The sequence below is a fragment of the Candidatus Stoquefichus sp. SB1 genome (assembly GCF_001244545.1).
In the GTDB taxonomy this organism is placed as follows: Bacteria; Bacillota_I; Bacilli_A; order Erysipelotrichales; family Coprobacillaceae; genus Stoquefichus.
The window spans coordinates 212,665-229,016 of the sequence record NZ_LN852694.1 but is presented as its reverse complement, the minus strand read 5'-3'; the positions used below and the strand labels follow the sequence as shown (position 1 = coordinate 229,016).

Genomic DNA, 16,352 nt, shown 5'->3' with positions numbered 1-16,352 from the left:
TGACTATTTTCTTCTATTCACCCAATTTCACTTACGGTTAATTATTGAATGTTTTTTATCTCACTTTCAAGCATAGCAAAATAATGCAATAAGTAAAATTTATTTTGATAAGTTTCACCTTGTAAAGAAAAAAGGTCATCATAGAAACTTCATACGGTTTCGTACAATTGAACTTAAAACGGTTTGTTTATATAATGCTTCGATGAGATATTGAAATAACTTGATATCTTTTTTTATTTCCTCTTCAAATCATTTTAACTTCCTATTTTATTATACAGCGGGATGATTTTGTTCACAAGCAAAAGAACACATTCGTATTTTATTCACTACAAAGTATACAAAGCAGATATCTTGTAAATCAAAGATAACAAAAGTTGTTATTATGGGTTGGTGGATTCATCTGAAAAGTAGTGTATACTTATAAATATAGGGAGGTATGAAAAATATGATTAGTAAGAATTTAATGTTTTTAAGAAATGCACATCACTTCACATTAGAAGAAGTTGCAGAAAAAATCGGGGTATCTCGTCAAGCTGTTGCAAAATGGGAGAATGGAGAGACTGTTCCTGATTTGATGAATTCCATAGCTTTATCAAAATTATATGGAGTGACTATTGATGATTTAGTCCATCATGATCAAGATCAAAAAGGATATGCTGTTCCACCAATAGGAAAACATATTTTTGGGAATGTTACTGTTGGTGAACGTGGGCAAATTGTGATTCCTAAAAAAGCAAGAGATATTTTTGATTTTCATCCTGGAGAAAGTCTGATTGTCTTAGGCGATGAAGAACAAGGTGGAATTGCCCTTGTTAAAAGTACAGTATTTATGAAAATGGCTGAAGAAATTTTAGCTATGGGAGGTATTTCTAATGATAGCCATCAAAACGACCCATCTTTGTAAAAGTTATCAGCATATCAATGCTGTTACAAATCTTAATATAGAAATTATGGATGGAGAACTTTATTCATTATTAGGAGTTAATGGTGCTGGAAAAACAACAACATTAAAAATGTTATCATGTCTTATCAAACCGACATCTGGCGATGCACAAATTTATAATTATGATTTACTTACACAATCACAAAATATTAAACAAATTATCAATATATCACCACAAGAAACAGCGGTTGCTCCAATGTTGAGTGTTCAAGAAAATTTAATATTTATGGCTGAAATCTATGGCTTTGATAAATTGACTGCAAAGCAAAAAACAAAAGATATTATGGATACTTTGCAGTTATCTTCAGTTGCTCATCAAAAAGCCGGAACACTATCTGGAGGATATCAAAGACGCTTATCTATTGCAATGGCAATTATTAGCGAACCTAAAATTTTATTTTTAGATGAACCAACATTAGGATTGGATGTCCTGGCTAGACGTGAACTTTGGAATTTGATTGTTCAATTAAAAAAACAAATGACAATTATCCTCACAACGCATTATTTAGAAGAAGCGGAATCTTTAAGTGATCATATTGGTATTATGAATCAGGGAAAACTGGTAGCAAGTGGTAGCGTTGAAGAACTGCTTCAACAGACAAATACAATTTGTTTTGAAGATGCATTTGTGAAGTTAAGTCAACAAGGAGGCATTTTATGAAAACACTTATTTTTGCCAAAAGAAATGCCAAAGAAATCTCTCGAGATATTCTTAGTATTATTTTTGGAATTGTCTTTCCAGTTATATTGTTACTCTTATTAACTTTTATCCAATCTCATATTCCAAATAATCAGGGGCCTTTTGCAATTGAAAAACTAGCACCTGGTATGGCTATTTTTGGACTTTCCTTTATTTCATTGTTTAGTGGATTATTGATATCTAAAGACCGTAATAGTTCATTTATGATGCGTTTAATGAGTTCACCTATGACATCTAGTCATTTTATTCTAGGCTATATACTGCCCTTAATTCCAATGGCTTTATTAGAATCAATCGGTTGTTTTATCTGTGCAGTCTTTCTAGGATTACCATTAGATATATCCATTTTCTATGCAATTATTGCATCATTACCTGCTGCTCTTCTTTTTATTGGCATTGGTATCTTGTGTGGTGCCCTTTTCAATGAAAAACAAGTAGGTGGAGCATGTGGTGCCTTGCTTACCAATATCAGTGCCTGGTTATCAGGTATTTGGTTCGATACATCATTAGTGGGTGGCTGGTTTGAAAGTTTTGCCAACATGTTACCATTTGTTCACGCTGTTAATGTCGGTCGATTAATCATTGCCCATGATTATGCACATGTTTTTGGAGAACTTATATGGGTTATTGGTTATGCAATCATTATTATTGCAATATCCATTTATGTTTTCATGAAAAAAACACATAAATCATAAAAATATGATTTGAACCCCTATCATCTAGGTGGATTCAAATCATACTTTTTTATTTCTAAACGATCAAAAAAATCATCAGTTTTTTGTTTCATATATGCGAGTGATTTTAAATGTAAATTTCTTATAAGCTTTGTTATCATATAAATACAAAGAACAATTAAAATTCCAGCAATTAAACAAATCATACGATTTTCAATAGCTGTTTTCGTATCTAAAATAACCAATGAAGCATTTAACGCACTCACAGCATTTATCACTTGTTTGTACTTATATTCAGGTAGAAAAAATCCCATATACCCTAGAAACATGACAACCAATATAGCATACTGTTGAGGAATGAGATATTGAAAAAAGATAAAGAAAAGAACAATTCCTACTAAAGTCCCAACAAAACGATGCTTAATTCTTGTTAGTGTTTCTTTAAATTCTAACTGTGTCAATGACATCACGACAATACTTATCCACAATGGTTTGCTAATATGAAATAATGTTCCAATAAGCATTGCTATAGAAACACCAAAAGCCATTCGCAATAAATAACTACGATTCACCTGACAACGTAATATTTGCTGTTTAAATCCTATCTCTCCACCATATCCATGACGATACCAATTCAATAAGACACATCCACCAACAAATAATCCTCCAATAATTCCTGAAATAGCACGCATGGGGAATTGGTTCCAGGAAACAAGCGTTGATTGACTAAAAACAAAACATAAAAGAAAAGTAATGTTTGTCTGATATTCTATTGGCTCTGTTGTTAATAAAATAATGAAACTTAAGAATAGGAAATCACAAATAAAAGCCAACCATGGATTTATCATACTGATTTGTGCAACAAACGAGCTGCCACCATATAATAAAACAATAATCCAAAACATTGTCATCGGTTTTATATCCAGATGACACATTGGCAACATAGTAAATCCAACACCAATAGCAACACCTAATAGCGTATTTTCAATTCCAAATAATACCTGAAATAAGGTTACAAATCCTACGCTTATCATAAAACGAAAAGCATTATAAAACAATTGTCCAATAAAACTCTCTTTATGAAGAAACATCATCAATCATCATCCTTTCTTTTGACTTGATTTTTAAAATCAAATCCATTATGATTAATATATAGTAAATAAATATTAATAGTAAACTTTTATTTACTATTATAACAATATTCATTTAAATGTCAATATTCATAATAGGAGGATTATCAATGAACAGCACTTTACATAAAAATATTATTCACATTCTACCGCACTGGCACTATAAAATAGAAAGAAGTATTAAACAAAATCAAAAAAATAAAAATGTTAGTTATGAAACATATTTTTGTCTTTTGATACTTGAAAAACAAGGTGATATGAAAATGAGTGAAATTGCTAAACAATTACGCTTAAGTAAACAACAAGCAACACAAATGATTGATAAACTTTATCAATATCAACTCATTGACCGTAAAAATGACCCTCTTGATCGTCGCAGTATTCTTATCTGCATTAATCAAAAAGGTCAACAATTTATAAAAGATAATCCCTTAGATACAACTGCACTTCAAAAACAAATCCAACAGCATCTTACCTTAGATGAACAAGCTGAGTTTAATGAAGCTATTGCTGTTTTATTAAGATTATTAAAAAAATGGGATTAAATTTTTTATAGTGATTCATCATTTTTCATGATCATCACTTTCTTATTAAAAATTGATAAGCAAAATACTCAAATTCAAATAAAAAGTATCTCAATTTTTCAATTGAGATACTTTTATGCTTATTTATTTTTAAACCCTTGATAATCTTGAACATGAAGCAATTGATTTGCATTCGCTATACGTGTAGCATCCGGTGGATTAATTCCTTCTAATGGATAATCAATTCCTAATTCTTTCCACTTAAATGTACCTAATGTATGATAAGGTAAGACTTCTACTCTTTCTACATTATTCAATGATTTAATAAAGCTATCTAAGGCTTTTAAATCTTCATCAAAATCACTTCTTTGAGGAACAAGAACATGTCTAATCCATACAGGTTTTTGAATATCTGAAAGATATTGAGCCATATCTAAGATAGGCGCATTATCTTTTCCAGTTAATAATAAATGTCTATCATTATTAATTTCTTTAATATCAACCAATAACAAATCAGTATATTGCATTAATTCTTCAAATTTTGAGAAGAAAGGTTCTGCTCTTGTAAAACAACCCCCACTCGTATCAATGCATGTATGTATTCCTTCTTTTTTAGCAAGTTTAAATAACTCTAATAAGAAATCAATCTGCATCAAAGGCTCTCCTCCACTGATTGTCAGTCCGCCCTTATCACCCCAATAACTTTGATATTTCATAGCCTGTTTTAAAGCTTCTTCAGCAGTCATTTCCTGGTACTTTTCTGATCCCCATGTATCTGGGTTATGACAAAATTGACATCTTAAAGGACAACCATGTAAGAAATAAATATATCTTACGCCTGGTCCATCTACTGAACCAAAACTTTCAATTGAATGAATTCTTCCTTTTTTCTTTTCCATTTAATCTCCTATAAAAACAGCCTCTATAAAAGAGACTGTTTCATCTTTATCAAATTCTTAATGATTACATATGATCATGACAAGTTCTAGCGATAACATCTAATTGTTGTTCTCTAGTTAAGTCAATGAATTTAACAGCATATCCAGATACACGAATTGTGAAGTTTGCATATTCTTCTTTTTCTGGATGTTCCATAGCATCATATAATTTTTCTTTTCCAAATACATTTACATTTAAGTGATGAGCACCTTGTCTAAAGTATCCATCTAAAACAGTAACTAAGTTGTTAACTCTTTCTTCTTCATCATGTCCTAATGCATCAGGATTAATTGTTTGTGTATTAGAAATACCATCTAATGCCCATTCATAAGGAAGTTTAGCAACAGAGTTTAATGAAGCCAATAAACCATTTTGTTCTGCACCATAAGATGGGTTTCCACCTGGAGCTAAAGGTTCCCCAGCTTTACGACCATCAGGTAATGCACCTGTTGCTTTACCATAAACAACGTTAGAAGTAATTGTTAAGATAGAAGTTGTTGGTTCACTATCACGGTAAGTATGATGTTTCTTAAGTTTAGTTAAGAATGTTCCAAGTAACCATACAGCAATATCATCTGCACGATCATCATCATTACCATAACGAGGGAAATCTCCTTCTACTTCATAATCAATAACAAGACCATCTTCATCACGAATAGTTTTTACTTTTGCATATTTGATAGCACTGATTGAATCTACAACATGAGAGAATCCAGCAATACCAGTAGCAAATGTACGTCTTACTTCAGTATCAATTAAAGCCATTTCAGCTGCTTCATAATAATATTTATCATGCATATATTGAATTAAGTTCAATGTATTAACATAAATATCAGCTAACCATTCCATCATTTGGTCATAAGCATCCATAACTTCATCATAATCTAAATATTCAGATGTAATTGGACGATATTTAGGAGCAACTTGGTCTTTAGATTTTTCATCTACCCCACCATTGATTGCATATAATAAACATTTTGCTAAGTTAGCACGTGCTCCAAAGAATTGCATTTCTTTACCAGTTTGAGTTGCAGAAACACAACAACAAATTGAATAGTCATCTCCCCATACAGGTCTCATAACATCATCATTTTCATATTGAATTGAGCTTGTATCTACAGAAATCTTAGCAGCATATTTCTTAAAGTTTTCTGGTAAAGCTTCAGTATATAATACTGTTAAGTTTGGTTCTGGAGAAGGTCCCATGTTTTCAAGTGTGTGTAAGAAACGGAAATCATTTTTAGTAACCATTGAACGTCCGTCAGTTCCAAGTCCAGCGACTTCAAGTGTTGCCCATACTGGGTCACCAGAGAATAATTGATTGTAAGAAGGAATTCTTGCAAACTTAACCATTCTACATTTCATAACGAAATGGTCAATTAATTCTTGTGCTTGTTCTTCAGTTAATAATCCATTATCTAAATCTCTTTGGATATAGATATCTAAGAAAGTTGACACACGTCCAACTGACATAGCTGCACCATTTTGTGTTTTAATAGCAGCCAAATATCCAAAGTATAACCATTGAACAGCTTCTCTAGCATCTTTAGCAGGTTGAGAGATATCGAAACCATAAGCTTCAGCCATCTTTTTCATACCACCTAATGCTTTATATTGTTCAGCAATTTCTTCACGTTTACGGATAACGTCTTCTTTCATTGATCCGCTACCACAGTTATTGAAATCTTTTAATTTTTCTTCCATTAAGAAATCAATTCCGTATAAAGCAACACGACGATAATCACCTACGATACGTCCACGTCCATAAGTATCTGGAAGTCCAGTAATGACTTTATTACGACGTGCTTTTCTAATTTCTGGTGTATAAACATCAAAAACACCTTGGTTGTGTGTTTTATGGTATTCAGTAAAGATCTTGTGTAATTCAGGATCTGGTGTATAACCATAAGTTTCACAAGCTTGTTCAGCCATTTTAATACCACCATAAGGCATAAATGCTCTTTTTAATGGCTTATCAGTTTGTAAACCAACAACTGTTTCTAAATCTTTCATACTTTCATCAATGTATCCAGCACCATAAGCAGTTAATCCTGATACAATGTGAGTTTCCATATCAAGAACTCCACCTTTAGCACGTTCTTCTTTTTGAAGTTCCTGTAATTTTCCCCATAATTTATTTGTTGCTTCAGTAGGTTCAGCCAAGAATGAAGCATCACCTTCATAAGGTTTATAGTTGTTTTGGATGAAGTCACGTGTATTCACTTCTTCTTTCCAAATTCTACCCTTGAACCCTTTCCATTGTTCTTTCTCTAACATGTTTTTTGTTTCCTCCTTGAAATTAAATTCCTCACCCATTATAGCACTCTTACTACTTATGCACAATGAAAAATGACACTTTTTTTGATGAATAATCAGCCATTTTCTATGAGTTAGAATGCTTGTTTCTGAGTATTATCTTTGCGACAACTTCACTATAACAAATATCCTTTGTTTCGTCCATTCATTTGCTCTATTTCCTTTATAATTTTTTCACAAGATATCAAAAAAAAGAATAAACATTTCCTTAGAGTTATGTTTATTCCTTCATTTTATAAATACTTTCTTAAATCATCTTCAATAAGTACTGATTGTTTTCCAAAAATCATTGAAAGATTATCTTTTCCTTCAACAATTCCACTTGCTCCTAATGCCTGAATCGTTTCTACATCAATTTTCTCATGCGATTTCAACGATACTGTTAATTTTGATGGAGAACTTTTAACAGCAGTAATGTTATCTTTTCCACCTAATGCTTCTAACAGTTTTTGAATATCTACAGTTGAGCTTACCTCTTGTTTTAAATCTTTATTTTTAATAAAACGTGTAAAACCATAATAAAGTAAAATAAGAGCTAAGGCAATTCCAATAAATATCAAAACATATTCAAATTCCATATATTCACATCCTTTTTTGATTGAAGTATTTCTTTTTTATAGTATACTATAAGATGACAAAAAAAGAAAGGAGCAACAAAGTGGAAAAAATAAAAAAGCTATGTCTTAACCAACCATTAATTCCAATTGTTTGTATATTAGCAGCCATTAGTTGCTTTGCAATCTTAAATGCCGCTCCTTTAATATCAAATAAAGTTGGGAATCCTGATACCCTATGGTTAAAACAAGGGGTGTTTTATGTTATATCTGCTGTTCTTGTTTTTATTATCTATAAAGTTGGGAATGAACAGATTTATGATAAAATATGGTTGATTTATGGTGCATTAATGGTTTTCCTTATTATTTTGGCTATAGAACACTTTATTTATACAAGAATATGGACTGGTCATCACATTATTCCATTTGTTAATACTGCAGGTGGTGCAACATCATGGTTTAATTTCCCTGGTTTTAGTTTTCAGCCATCTGAATTTATGAAAATAGCAATTGTCATTGCTCTTGCAAGAATTACAAAAGAATACAATGATTATTATTTGGTAAGAACTTTTGAAACTGAATTCAAATATATTTTAAAATGTATGGCCGTTGTTTTACCACCAGCTCTGCTTGTTTATTTACAAAATGATACTGGAGTTGTATTGATTATATTAATTGGTGTTGCTTTTGTATTATTTTCTAGTGGATTACGTGGGCAATGGTTTACTGTTGGATTTATTTTAGTTGCTATTGTGATTGGTATAGGTGTCTATTTATTTATATATCAGCCTGATATTTTTGCAAAGTTTATGAGCGGACATAAATCAGATAGGTTTTATGGCTGGGTAGATCCGGAAGGAACGGTTGGTAATCAAGGTTTTCAATTATTTTACTCATTATTATCTTATGGAACTGCTGGCTGGTTTGGTCATGGTTTTCAACAGGTCATTAAAGTCTTTCCAGAAGCCCAAACTGATTTTATCTTTGCTGTTATTTTAACAGACTATGGTTATATTGGTGGATTATTCACTATTTTAGCTATTGTAGGACTGGATTTAGTTATTTTAAAGATTGGCTTTGATTCTACAAATGATCATGATAAATTCTTTACTATGGGAATCTTTGGTATGCTCATCTTTCAGCAATTATGGAATATGGGTATGATTTTAGGATTACTTCCTATTACTGGAATCACGCTTCCATTTATATCCTATGGTGGTTCATCATTATTATCATATATGATTGCAATTGGAATGTTTATTGACATGAATAGTCAAAATAACATTGTTAAAAATAGACTAAGACTCTAAAGGGAAACATTTCTGTTTCCCTTTTTAATAACCTTTATTTGTTTTGTCACTGGATGTTGAAATGCAACCATAACACTCTCTAAATCAAATATTCCCTGTCCATCACCATATAGTTCATCCCCTATCAATGGATGACCAATAGCCTTCATATGAACTCGAATTTGATGAGTCCGTCCTGTTTCTAAAACAAACTCTACTAGCGATGTATCTTGCTTATAATCAAGGCACTTATAATGTGTACACGAATCCTTTCCTCTTTCATCAATAATTCTTGTCATCCCCTGACCTTCACAATAAATAGGTAAACGAATTGTCCCCTGCTCAACACGACCATGAACATGGGCTTGATATTGCCGATAGATATGCTGAAAATCTTTCATCATACAATCATGAATATCTCGATATTTAGCAACTATCAACAATCCGGATGTATCTTTATCTAAACGATTCACAAGATGAACTGTTGAAGGAAGATGAATTTGCTGATAATAATATGTCAAGGCATTTGCAAGGGTATAATAAGGATGGGCTTTTGTGGGAATACAAGGAAGTCCTTTGGGTTTATGAACAACCAATAAATAGTCATCTTCATAAATAATTTGTAATGGAATATTGACCGCTTTTATTTGATTGATTTCATCAGGATATAAGAAGGTGACAACCTCTCCAGGCTGCAATAAATATCTCACAGTACGATGAACATTATCTACAAGTATATCCCCGCGTAATTTAATATCCTTTAAAGTTTTTCGACTCATTCCATGCTGATAAGCAAAATCATCAATTCTGATTTGAGCATGTTGAGCTTCTACAATCCATTGTCTTTTCATTCACTTAAATACGCTCTTTTGAGTCTTTCAATATAAGGAACACGTTTGTATTGAACAAATCTTGCTCTTTGCTTTGCTAAAGATATATCAACAGATCCTGCTCCTTTTAAATCAACAACCAATGTATCAATTCCTAAAATAGAACCATCAAAATTCTCAGATTCTAAATGAATAATATGCGTCCAATCTAAAATAAGTGGTGACCCTAAAGAACGATAAGCATTATGATGTATCCCAGCAATTTCACTTAACTGCATTAATCCTGCTCCAGAATTAATAACTGCTCCCCCTAATGATTTATTATAAGCAGTTGACCCTGAAGCTGTTGATACACATAAACCATTTCCCCTAAATGTTTCAAAAAAATCACCATTAATATAAACTCCCAAAACTTGTGAGCGACGATTATTTTCTAATCTTACTTCATTTAAAGCCATATATGTTTCATCATGTGTTTTCACTTCTAATAAACAACGATTATAAGTTTTAAATTCATCTAATCGTATATCATGAACCAGATCCATATATTCGTCCTTTTGATAATCCGTTAAAAACCCTAGCGTTCCACTATGAATACCAATAAAAGAAACCTGATCTAATTGGTGAATATACTTATGTACACTATAAAGAACTGTTCCATCCCCACCAACACTAATCACAAGTTCTGGATTGTCTTCATCATAAGTCATAAAAGTATCAAGTTCCTTTTTTATTTTCTGTTCTAATTTTTTTGAACACTCATCAAGTTTACAAACAGTTGCATACCTTTTCATTTTTTCACCCACTTTTCTTTATTATATAATAATTGAAATATAATTCAATAAAAGATAAAATAAGAATGGTGATAAGAATGGAACATATAGAAATTGAATATAAGATTTTACTTACAAAAGATATTTTTCATCAAATTTTAAACGACTATCATAGTCGCATTAAAGAGGATTATATCCAAATCAATGATTATTTTACTCATCCTCTCTTACAACAAAAAAAATACATGCTACGTGTAAGAAGTAAAAACAATCAATATGAAATGACTTTAAAAAGACCTATCAATGATCATCGTATCGAAACCAATATTCTTTTATCAGTTCAAGACAAAGAACATTTTTATCAAAATCATGAACTTCATAATGAAATTGTAGATATATTAAAAAAAGAAGGAATTGATTTGAAAGATTTAAAACAACAATTTTCTTTAACAACACATCGTTATGATATTGAATTTGAAGAAGGTATTTTATCACTGGATGAAAATACGTATCTTCAGCAAAAAGATTATGAACTAGAATTTGAGGTTTATCATGAAGATACAGGTTATATTAGATTTTTAGAAATTATCAAGCCATATCATCTTCAGTATATCAAAAACTGTGATAGTAAAATCAAAAGAGTCTTAGATGCCATCTAAGACTCTTTATTCTATTGGTGCCTGATAAAAACCACCAAAGAAATTTTCAGTTTTTAATACATTGACAATCACTTTTGGATCGACTTCTCTCATTAAATCAATAATATCCTGAACTTCATAACTTGAGACAACAGTATGCAGTAGATTCATTGGTTTTTGACTATATCCTCCCATTGCATCAACACATGAAATACCATGACGATAGTGTTGAACATAGGCATCAATGACTTTTTGAGCATGTGTTGTTGTGACCTGTAAAGTGACACGTTCATAGCGATGGTAGAACGAATCAATTGTGCGGGTAGAAATAAACTGAAAAAGAATGGAGTATCCAGCATGTTCCCATCCAAACATAAAACCAAAAATAACCAAAATAACTGTATTGAACAAGAAGACATACTCCCAGATAGCTCTTCCTTTTTTATTAGAAACATATAAAGCAATAAAGTCTGTTCCACCTGTTGAAGCATTGCCTCTTAAAGCAATAACAGTTAATAAACCATATGCAAAACCACCAAAAGCGATGTTTAATAAAACATCATCAAAAATAGGTGAAAAATGAATAACTCTTAAAAAGAAACTGGCTAAAAAGACTTCTAATAAAGAAAAGAACGTAAATTTAGGACTAATACTCTTATAACAAATCATGGCTACTGGAACATTTAATAAAATCATTCCAAGTGAAGTTGAAAAAGAGAAACCTAAATATGTAGATGTTATTTTTTCAATCAATAAAGCTACACCTGTAAATCCACTTGACAGAAGATCAGCAGGCTGAATAAAAACCTGAATCACATAAGCCTGTAAAAAAGCTGCAACAATTACACAAACAAGTGTAATCAACAATCTTATCTGCTTATTTTTTCTTAAATTTCTTATCATAGACTATTCACAATCTTCTCCACGAATTCCTGACTCACAACATCATAATCCATTTCATGAGGATGTGTTGCATAACCAAAAGATACAGCATGACATTTCGTTGTTGGATCATTGACCCAATCTTTGCAAGAACTATGAACTTGGCTAATCCCTGTATCATTCATCATTTCCAAAGCATTGTCAGCATTGATGCCACTACCTGCCAAGATTTCAATTTGATCTCCATATTTCATTTGTAAATCTTTAATCAATTCTTTACCATCTACTGCCTTAGGTTGAAGTCCACTTGTTAAAATACGGTGAACACCCATATCAATTAATTTTTCAATGGCTTGATAAGGATCCTTAACACAATCAAAAGCACGATGAAAAACAACTTCTCCATCAAATTCTTTCACAATATTAATGATTTGTTGTGTTTGTTTTACATCAATATTTCCATTCTCATCTAAACATCCAAAGGCAATTCCATCTGCTCCATGTTCCATCATCAAAACCGCATCATTTTTCATCACTTCAAATTCATCATCAGTATAATGAAAACCTGCTCCTCTTGGACGTAACATTGCTATAACTTTTAACTCTGTATTTTGCTTAGTCAGAATTAAAGTTCCTAAACTTGGTGTTAAGCCACCTAAATAAAGTCCACTATTGAGTTCAATACGTGATGCTCCACCACGATATGCATTCAATGCATCTTCATAACTGCCACAACAAATTTCAACTATTCTTTCCATGTCTTGACCTCCTATATGTTTGCAAGATAATAGATACCAGGAGTGTATATTTTTGTATTTGTATGGATATCCTCACTATTCATTGATTGAGTTAATGACTTATATCTTTTCATAAAACAAGTATTCACAAAAGTCAGAAATTCATCCAAATTATTTTTATCAGTAACCATTCATATTGAAGATAATATTTCAATCTCTACATTCAGTTTACTCATCATAACCTCAAATCATACGCACTGGTTTCTTTAACCTCTACCTATAATAATTTTAACGCATAGTGAACATATAAACAACTTAATATTGATTCTTTATTATCCTTAGAACAATAATTTCATTTCCTCTATAACCATTCCTATTCTTTATTTAAAATTCTCATCTTTTGAACAACTTCAAAATTTGTTTATCAATGACTGCAATATCTTTTTTACATTATTTCTCTTCTAAAGGTGCCATTCTTGTTTTCATATAGTTATCTAACCATTCTTGACTTGCGACTTCATGCTGGCATTTTCCATCAATGAGCTTTGTTAAATAAACAATCGGTTTTTGTGACGCAGTTGCAACAGCAAAAGAAAAACCTTCAATATTTGTTGCTACACCCCATTCACCTTTATTATTCATTGCAATTAAAGATAAGTCTCCTGCACTTCCTCTTCTTTGTTTTAATGTTTTATCTAATTCTTGAACAGCTTTTTCACATGCAGCTTGTGGGTGCATTCCCTCTTTCATCAGACGAACAATTTCATAAGAAATACAGCCTTTCATTAAATCTTCACCTAGACCCGTTGCGCTTGCACCACCAACAGTGGAATCTACATAAAAGCCAGACCCAACGATTGGAGAATCACCAACACGCCCCTTCTTCTTCATAAACAATCCACTTGTCGATGTTGCAGCTGTCATTTTTCCACTCATATCCAGACAAACCATCCCTACTGTATCATGTCCAGCATAAGGCTTAATCACTTGATCCTGAACTTCTTTGACACGATTTTTATAATGAATTTTGGCACGATCTGTTAACATGTTTTTTCTTTCAAAACCTTCTTTATGAGCAAATCTTTCTGCACCTTCTCCAACTAACATGCAATTGACTTTTTCTTTTGCTAATCGTCTCGCAATCGAAACTGGATTTGCAAAATCTTTAATAGCTGCAACTGCTCCAATATCAAAAGTATTCCCATCCATAAAAGCAGCATCCAATTCAACTTCCATATCCTCATTAGGAAGCCCTCCATAACCTACTGATTTATAATACTCAAAATCTTCAACTGCTCTAATGGCAGTTTCAATTGCATCACCAGCATCACCATGATTTTCTAAAATTTCACTTGCTTCACTAATTCCTTCTACTGCCATACGCCAAGTAGCAATAATACCCCACATAATTTTAACCTCCTTTAACAAATAAAACTGAGAATATCCCAGTTTTTTCATTTTCTTCATAACTTTTTTTGATAGTCATTTACTCTATCCTCTAATGATTATTTTACTTGAGGTCCAAATAAAATGCAATCAGGATTTAAGGTTTCAAAATTTTTTGAAATTGTTTCAATTAAAAAAACAGGCAGAATATAATCTGCCATGTTATTTTAATCTTGAGGGCAGTCCGCCTGTTTATCTTTATAGTATTCTGTTTTGATATCTGTAAACTGTGGACAGAAATCACTATTATCGCATTCTTGCAACCTTCTTAACTCTCGTGGAATAAACGCTCTTATTTCTTCAGCATTATATCCAACCTGGAAACGTCTTTCATCAATGATGATTGGTCGTTTTAAAATCGATGGATTCTCTTGAATAAAATGAATCAGTTGATTAACTGACATATCGTCTATATCAACTTGATTTTCTTTTATAATTTTAGATCTCTTAGAAATAATATCATCTGTTCCATTTTCACTTCTTTCTAAAAGTTCTCGTAATTCTGTTTCTCTTAAAAGGGTTGAAAAGATGTTTTTTTCTACATAAGGGATTTGGTGTTCTTTTAACCAAGCCTTTACCTTACGACATGATGCACAACTTGGTGCTGTATATATTCTAATCATAATATCATCTCCTCGCATTTCATATTATACATCATTTTGTTTATTTATGAAATTCTTTTTTCGATAATCTCTTGATTTTTAGCAGAAAGACTTCTATAATGACAATAAAGACAAAGAAGGAATGAAGTAATTTATGTTGAATGAATATAGAGAACTTGTGGTTGGTGAAAACAAGTCATAGACATAGATGAATTGGGATTCTGGAGTCATAAATAGCAAGAGTTATTTATCGTTAATCGCGTTAAGATGAAAGTGCATATCAAATGATATGAATAAAGGTGGTACCGCGTTCAAACGTCCTTTTTATAAGGATGTTTTTTTATTTTAAGGAGGAAATAATGATGAAAAGAATGTTAAGTGGAATTAAACCAACTGGTCGTGTAACTTTAGGAAACTATATTGGGGCTATTAAGCCATTTGTTTCTTATCAGGATGAATATGAAATGTTTATTTTTATTGCCAATTTACACTCAATGACAATCTACCAGGAACCAAAAGAATTAAGACAAAATACAAAAGATTTGATTGCTTTATATATTGCTGCTGGATTAGATCCTGAAAAAGTGACACTCTTTTTACAATCCGATGTCTTAGAACATGCTCAACTTGGTTGGTATTTAGGATGTATGGTCTCTATGGGTGAATTATCTCGTATGACACAATATAAAGATAAAGCTTCAAAAAACGAAGTTATTGGGGCTGGTATTTTCAATTATCCATCACTTATGAATGCTGATATTTTAATGTATGATCCTGATTATGTTCCAGTCGGTGAAGATCAAAAACAGCATGTTGAATTATGTCGTGATGTGGCAGAAAGATTTAATTCACGTTATAGTGAAACATTTAAACTTCCTGAACCTTTAATTGCTAAAGTGGGAGGAAGAATTATGGATTTACAAAATCCAACTAAAAAAATGTCTAAATCAGATGAAGCTGGGAAAGGAACAATTTATATTCTTGATGATATTAATGTTTCTAAAAAGAAAATCAAATCAGCTGTTACTGACAGCGATGGGCATATTCACTATGATCCTCAAAACAAACCTGGTATTTCCAATCTATTAGAGATCTATTCTATTTTATCAGGAAAAACAATTGAGGATATTGAAAAAGAATATGATGGAAAAGGTTATGGTGAATTTAAAACTGATTTAGCCGAAATCGTTGGTGCAGAACTAGAAAACATTCAAGCACGCTATAAGGAAATTACAACAGGTAGTTATTTAGATGATGTCTTAGAAGCTGGTGCCAATAAGGCAAGACCTATCGCAAGAAAGAAATTAGCGAAAGTCGAAAGAAAAATTGGAATTACAATCAAGAAAAGATAAAGGAATCATTATTGATTCCTTTT

The 16,352-nt window shown here is 31.7% G+C and carries 17 protein-coding genes and 1 other annotated feature; of the genes, 7 read left to right on the top strand and 10 right to left on the bottom strand.

Annotation, left to right across the window (positions count from 1 at the left end; genetic code table 11):
• Nucleotides 1–445 precede the first annotated feature (445 nt).
• Genes BN1865_RS04730 through BN1865_RS04720 form a run of 3 tightly spaced genes read left to right on the top strand, consistent with a single transcriptional unit; the run spans nucleotide 446 to nucleotide 2,338 of the window.
• The gene (locus BN1865_RS04730) at nucleotides 446–904 is read left to right on the top strand and encodes a helix-turn-helix domain-containing protein (RefSeq protein WP_232780330.1); all 459 of its coding nucleotides are present in this window, start codon (nucleotides 446–448) and stop codon (nucleotides 902–904) included.
• Nucleotides 873–1,604, top strand: a complete 732-nt coding sequence (locus BN1865_RS04725) for an ABC transporter ATP-binding protein (protein ID WP_050636110.1) — start codon at nucleotides 873–875, stop codon at nucleotides 1,602–1,604. The genes BN1865_RS04730 and BN1865_RS04725 overlap by 32 nt, the downstream gene beginning before the upstream one ends.
• Entirely contained in the window at nucleotides 1,601–2,338 is a 738-nt protein-coding gene (locus BN1865_RS04720) for an ABC transporter permease (protein ID WP_050636109.1), read from the top strand. Before BN1865_RS04725 ends, BN1865_RS04720 begins: the two co-directional genes overlap by 4 nt.
• A gap of 20 nt (nucleotides 2,339–2,358) precedes the next feature.
• On the opposite strand, the gene BN1865_RS04715 is transcribed toward BN1865_RS04720, so the two are convergent.
• Nucleotides 2,359–3,411 (bottom strand): FUSC family protein, encoded by a 1,053-nt coding sequence (locus BN1865_RS04715; RefSeq protein ID WP_050636108.1) that lies wholly within the window; start codon nucleotides 3,409–3,411, stop codon nucleotides 2,359–2,361.
• A 146-nt stretch (nucleotides 3,412–3,557) separates the two neighbouring features.
• On the opposite strand from BN1865_RS04715, the gene BN1865_RS04710 reads away from it, so the two are divergent.
• Complete coding sequence (locus BN1865_RS04710) at nucleotides 3,558–3,992, top strand: MarR family winged helix-turn-helix transcriptional regulator (protein WP_050636107.1); 435 nt, start codon at nucleotides 3,558–3,560, stop codon at nucleotides 3,990–3,992.
• 119 nt (nucleotides 3,993–4,111) lie between these two features.
• Here the strand turns inward: BN1865_RS04710 and pflA are convergent, their stop codons facing one another.
• The 3 genes from pflA to BN1865_RS04695 form a co-directional block, all read right to left on the bottom strand.
• Complete coding sequence (gene pflA / locus BN1865_RS04705; RefSeq protein WP_050636106.1) at nucleotides 4,112–4,870, bottom strand: pyruvate formate-lyase-activating protein; 759 nt, start codon at nucleotides 4,868–4,870, stop codon at nucleotides 4,112–4,114.
• A 64-nt stretch (nucleotides 4,871–4,934) separates the two neighbouring features.
• Nucleotides 4,935–7,187: a formate C-acetyltransferase gene (gene pflB, locus BN1865_RS04700; protein WP_050636105.1), complete on the bottom strand. Its 2,253-nt coding sequence runs from the start codon at nucleotides 7,185–7,187 to the stop codon at nucleotides 4,935–4,937.
• 272 nt (nucleotides 7,188–7,459) lie between these two features.
• Nucleotides 7,460–7,804, bottom strand: a complete 345-nt coding sequence (locus BN1865_RS04695; RefSeq protein ID WP_050636104.1) for a PTS transporter subunit EIIB — start codon at nucleotides 7,802–7,804, stop codon at nucleotides 7,460–7,462.
• Between the two features lie 80 nt (nucleotides 7,805–7,884).
• Between BN1865_RS04695 and BN1865_RS04690 the strand changes: the two genes are divergently transcribed.
• Entirely contained in the window at nucleotides 7,885–9,090 is a 1,206-nt protein-coding gene (locus BN1865_RS04690) for an FtsW/RodA/SpoVE family cell cycle protein (RefSeq protein WP_050636103.1), read from the top strand.
• On the opposite strand, the gene BN1865_RS04685 is transcribed toward BN1865_RS04690, so the two are convergent.
• Nucleotides 9,087–9,920, bottom strand: a complete 834-nt coding sequence (locus BN1865_RS04685) for an RluA family pseudouridine synthase (RefSeq protein ID WP_050636102.1) — start codon at nucleotides 9,918–9,920, stop codon at nucleotides 9,087–9,089. The two genes, BN1865_RS04690 and BN1865_RS04685, sit on opposite strands and share 4 nt — an antisense overlap.
• Nucleotides 9,917–10,693 carry an NAD kinase gene (locus BN1865_RS04680; protein WP_050636101.1) on the bottom strand — a complete coding sequence of 259 codons (777 nt, stop codon included), beginning with the start codon at nucleotides 10,691–10,693 and terminating at the stop codon, nucleotides 9,917–9,919. Before BN1865_RS04680 ends, BN1865_RS04685 begins: the two co-directional genes overlap by 4 nt.
• Before the next feature lie 77 nt (nucleotides 10,694–10,770).
• Here BN1865_RS04680 and BN1865_RS04675 point away from each other — a divergent pair, with 77 nt between their 5' ends.
• Nucleotides 10,771–11,331: a CYTH domain-containing protein gene (locus tag BN1865_RS04675; RefSeq protein ID WP_050636100.1), complete on the top strand. Its 561-nt coding sequence runs from the start codon at nucleotides 10,771–10,773 to the stop codon at nucleotides 11,329–11,331.
• A gap of 6 nt (nucleotides 11,332–11,337) precedes the next feature.
• On the opposite strand, the gene BN1865_RS04670 is transcribed toward BN1865_RS04675, so the two are convergent.
• From BN1865_RS04670 to spx, 4 genes are all read right to left on the bottom strand, one after another.
• Nucleotides 11,338–12,213: a YitT family protein gene (locus BN1865_RS04670; RefSeq protein ID WP_050636099.1), complete on the bottom strand. Its 876-nt coding sequence runs from the start codon at nucleotides 12,211–12,213 to the stop codon at nucleotides 11,338–11,340.
• Nucleotides 12,210–12,950, bottom strand: a complete 741-nt coding sequence (locus BN1865_RS04665; RefSeq protein WP_050636098.1) for a copper homeostasis protein CutC — start codon at nucleotides 12,948–12,950, stop codon at nucleotides 12,210–12,212. The genes BN1865_RS04670 and BN1865_RS04665 overlap by 4 nt, the downstream gene beginning before the upstream one ends.
• 429 nt (nucleotides 12,951–13,379) lie before the next feature.
• Nucleotides 13,380–14,336: a N(4)-(beta-N-acetylglucosaminyl)-L-asparaginase gene (locus BN1865_RS04660; protein WP_050636097.1), complete on the bottom strand. Its 957-nt coding sequence runs from the start codon at nucleotides 14,334–14,336 to the stop codon at nucleotides 13,380–13,382.
• Nucleotides 14,337–14,542: 206 nt separating this feature from the next.
• Nucleotides 14,543–14,998 (bottom strand): transcriptional regulator Spx, encoded by a 456-nt coding sequence (spx, locus tag BN1865_RS04655; RefSeq protein WP_050636096.1) that lies wholly within the window; start codon nucleotides 14,996–14,998, stop codon nucleotides 14,543–14,545.
• Nucleotides 14,999–15,102: 104 nt separating this feature from the next.
• Nucleotides 15,103–15,303 (top strand) — a binding site (T-box leader).
• Between the two features lie 36 nt (nucleotides 15,304–15,339).
• Between spx and trpS the strand changes: the two genes are divergently transcribed.
• On the top strand, nucleotides 15,340–16,329 hold the full coding sequence (trpS, locus tag BN1865_RS04650; protein ID WP_050636749.1) for a tryptophan--tRNA ligase: 990 nt from the start codon (nucleotides 15,340–15,342) through the stop codon (nucleotides 16,327–16,329).
• Nucleotides 16,330–16,352: the final 23 nt, after the last annotated feature.

What these genes read in the sequence shown, in the direction of transcription:
- BN1865_RS04725 (WP_050636110.1), top strand. Translation starts at nt 873, where the DNA reads ATGATAGCCATCAAAACGACCCATCTTTGTAAAAGTTATCAGCATATC.
- BN1865_RS04680 (WP_050636101.1), bottom strand. Translation starts at nt 10,693, where the DNA reads ATGAAAAGGTATGCAACTGTTTGTAAACTTGATGAGTGTTCAAAAAAA.
- BN1865_RS04660 (WP_050636097.1), bottom strand. Translation starts at nt 14,336, where the DNA reads ATGTGGGGTATTATTGCTACTTGGCGTATGGCAGTAGAAGGAATTAGT.
- BN1865_RS04675 (WP_050636100.1), top strand. Translation starts at nt 10,771, where the DNA reads ATGGAACATATAGAAATTGAATATAAGATTTTACTTACAAAAGATATT.
- BN1865_RS04710 (WP_050636107.1), top strand. Translation starts at nt 3,558, where the DNA reads ATGAACAGCACTTTACATAAAAATATTATTCACATTCTACCGCACTGG.
- BN1865_RS04720 (WP_050636109.1), top strand. Translation starts at nt 1,601, where the DNA reads ATGAAAACACTTATTTTTGCCAAAAGAAATGCCAAAGAAATCTCTCGA.
- BN1865_RS04695 (WP_050636104.1), bottom strand. Translation starts at nt 7,804, where the DNA reads ATGGAATTTGAATATGTTTTGATATTTATTGGAATTGCCTTAGCTCTT.
- BN1865_RS04670 (WP_050636099.1), bottom strand. Translation starts at nt 12,213, where the DNA reads ATGATAAGAAATTTAAGAAAAAATAAGCAGATAAGATTGTTGATTACA.
- spx (WP_050636096.1), bottom strand. Translation starts at nt 14,998, where the DNA reads ATGATTAGAATATATACAGCACCAAGTTGTGCATCATGTCGTAAGGTA.
- BN1865_RS04730 (WP_232780330.1), top strand. Translation starts at nt 446, where the DNA reads ATGATTAGTAAGAATTTAATGTTTTTAAGAAATGCACATCACTTCACA.
- trpS (WP_050636749.1), top strand. Translation starts at nt 15,340, where the DNA reads ATGAAAAGAATGTTAAGTGGAATTAAACCAACTGGTCGTGTAACTTTA.
- pflB (WP_050636105.1), bottom strand. Translation starts at nt 7,187, where the DNA reads ATGTTAGAGAAAGAACAATGGAAAGGGTTCAAGGGTAGAATTTGGAAA.
- BN1865_RS04715 (WP_050636108.1), bottom strand. Translation starts at nt 3,411, where the DNA reads ATGATGTTTCTTCATAAAGAGAGTTTTATTGGACAATTGTTTTATAAT.
- BN1865_RS04685 (WP_050636102.1), bottom strand. Translation starts at nt 9,920, where the DNA reads ATGAAAAGACAATGGATTGTAGAAGCTCAACATGCTCAAATCAGAATT.
- pflA (WP_050636106.1), bottom strand. Translation starts at nt 4,870, where the DNA reads ATGGAAAAGAAAAAAGGAAGAATTCATTCAATTGAAAGTTTTGGTTCA.
- BN1865_RS04665 (WP_050636098.1), bottom strand. Translation starts at nt 12,950, where the DNA reads ATGGAAAGAATAGTTGAAATTTGTTGTGGCAGTTATGAAGATGCATTG.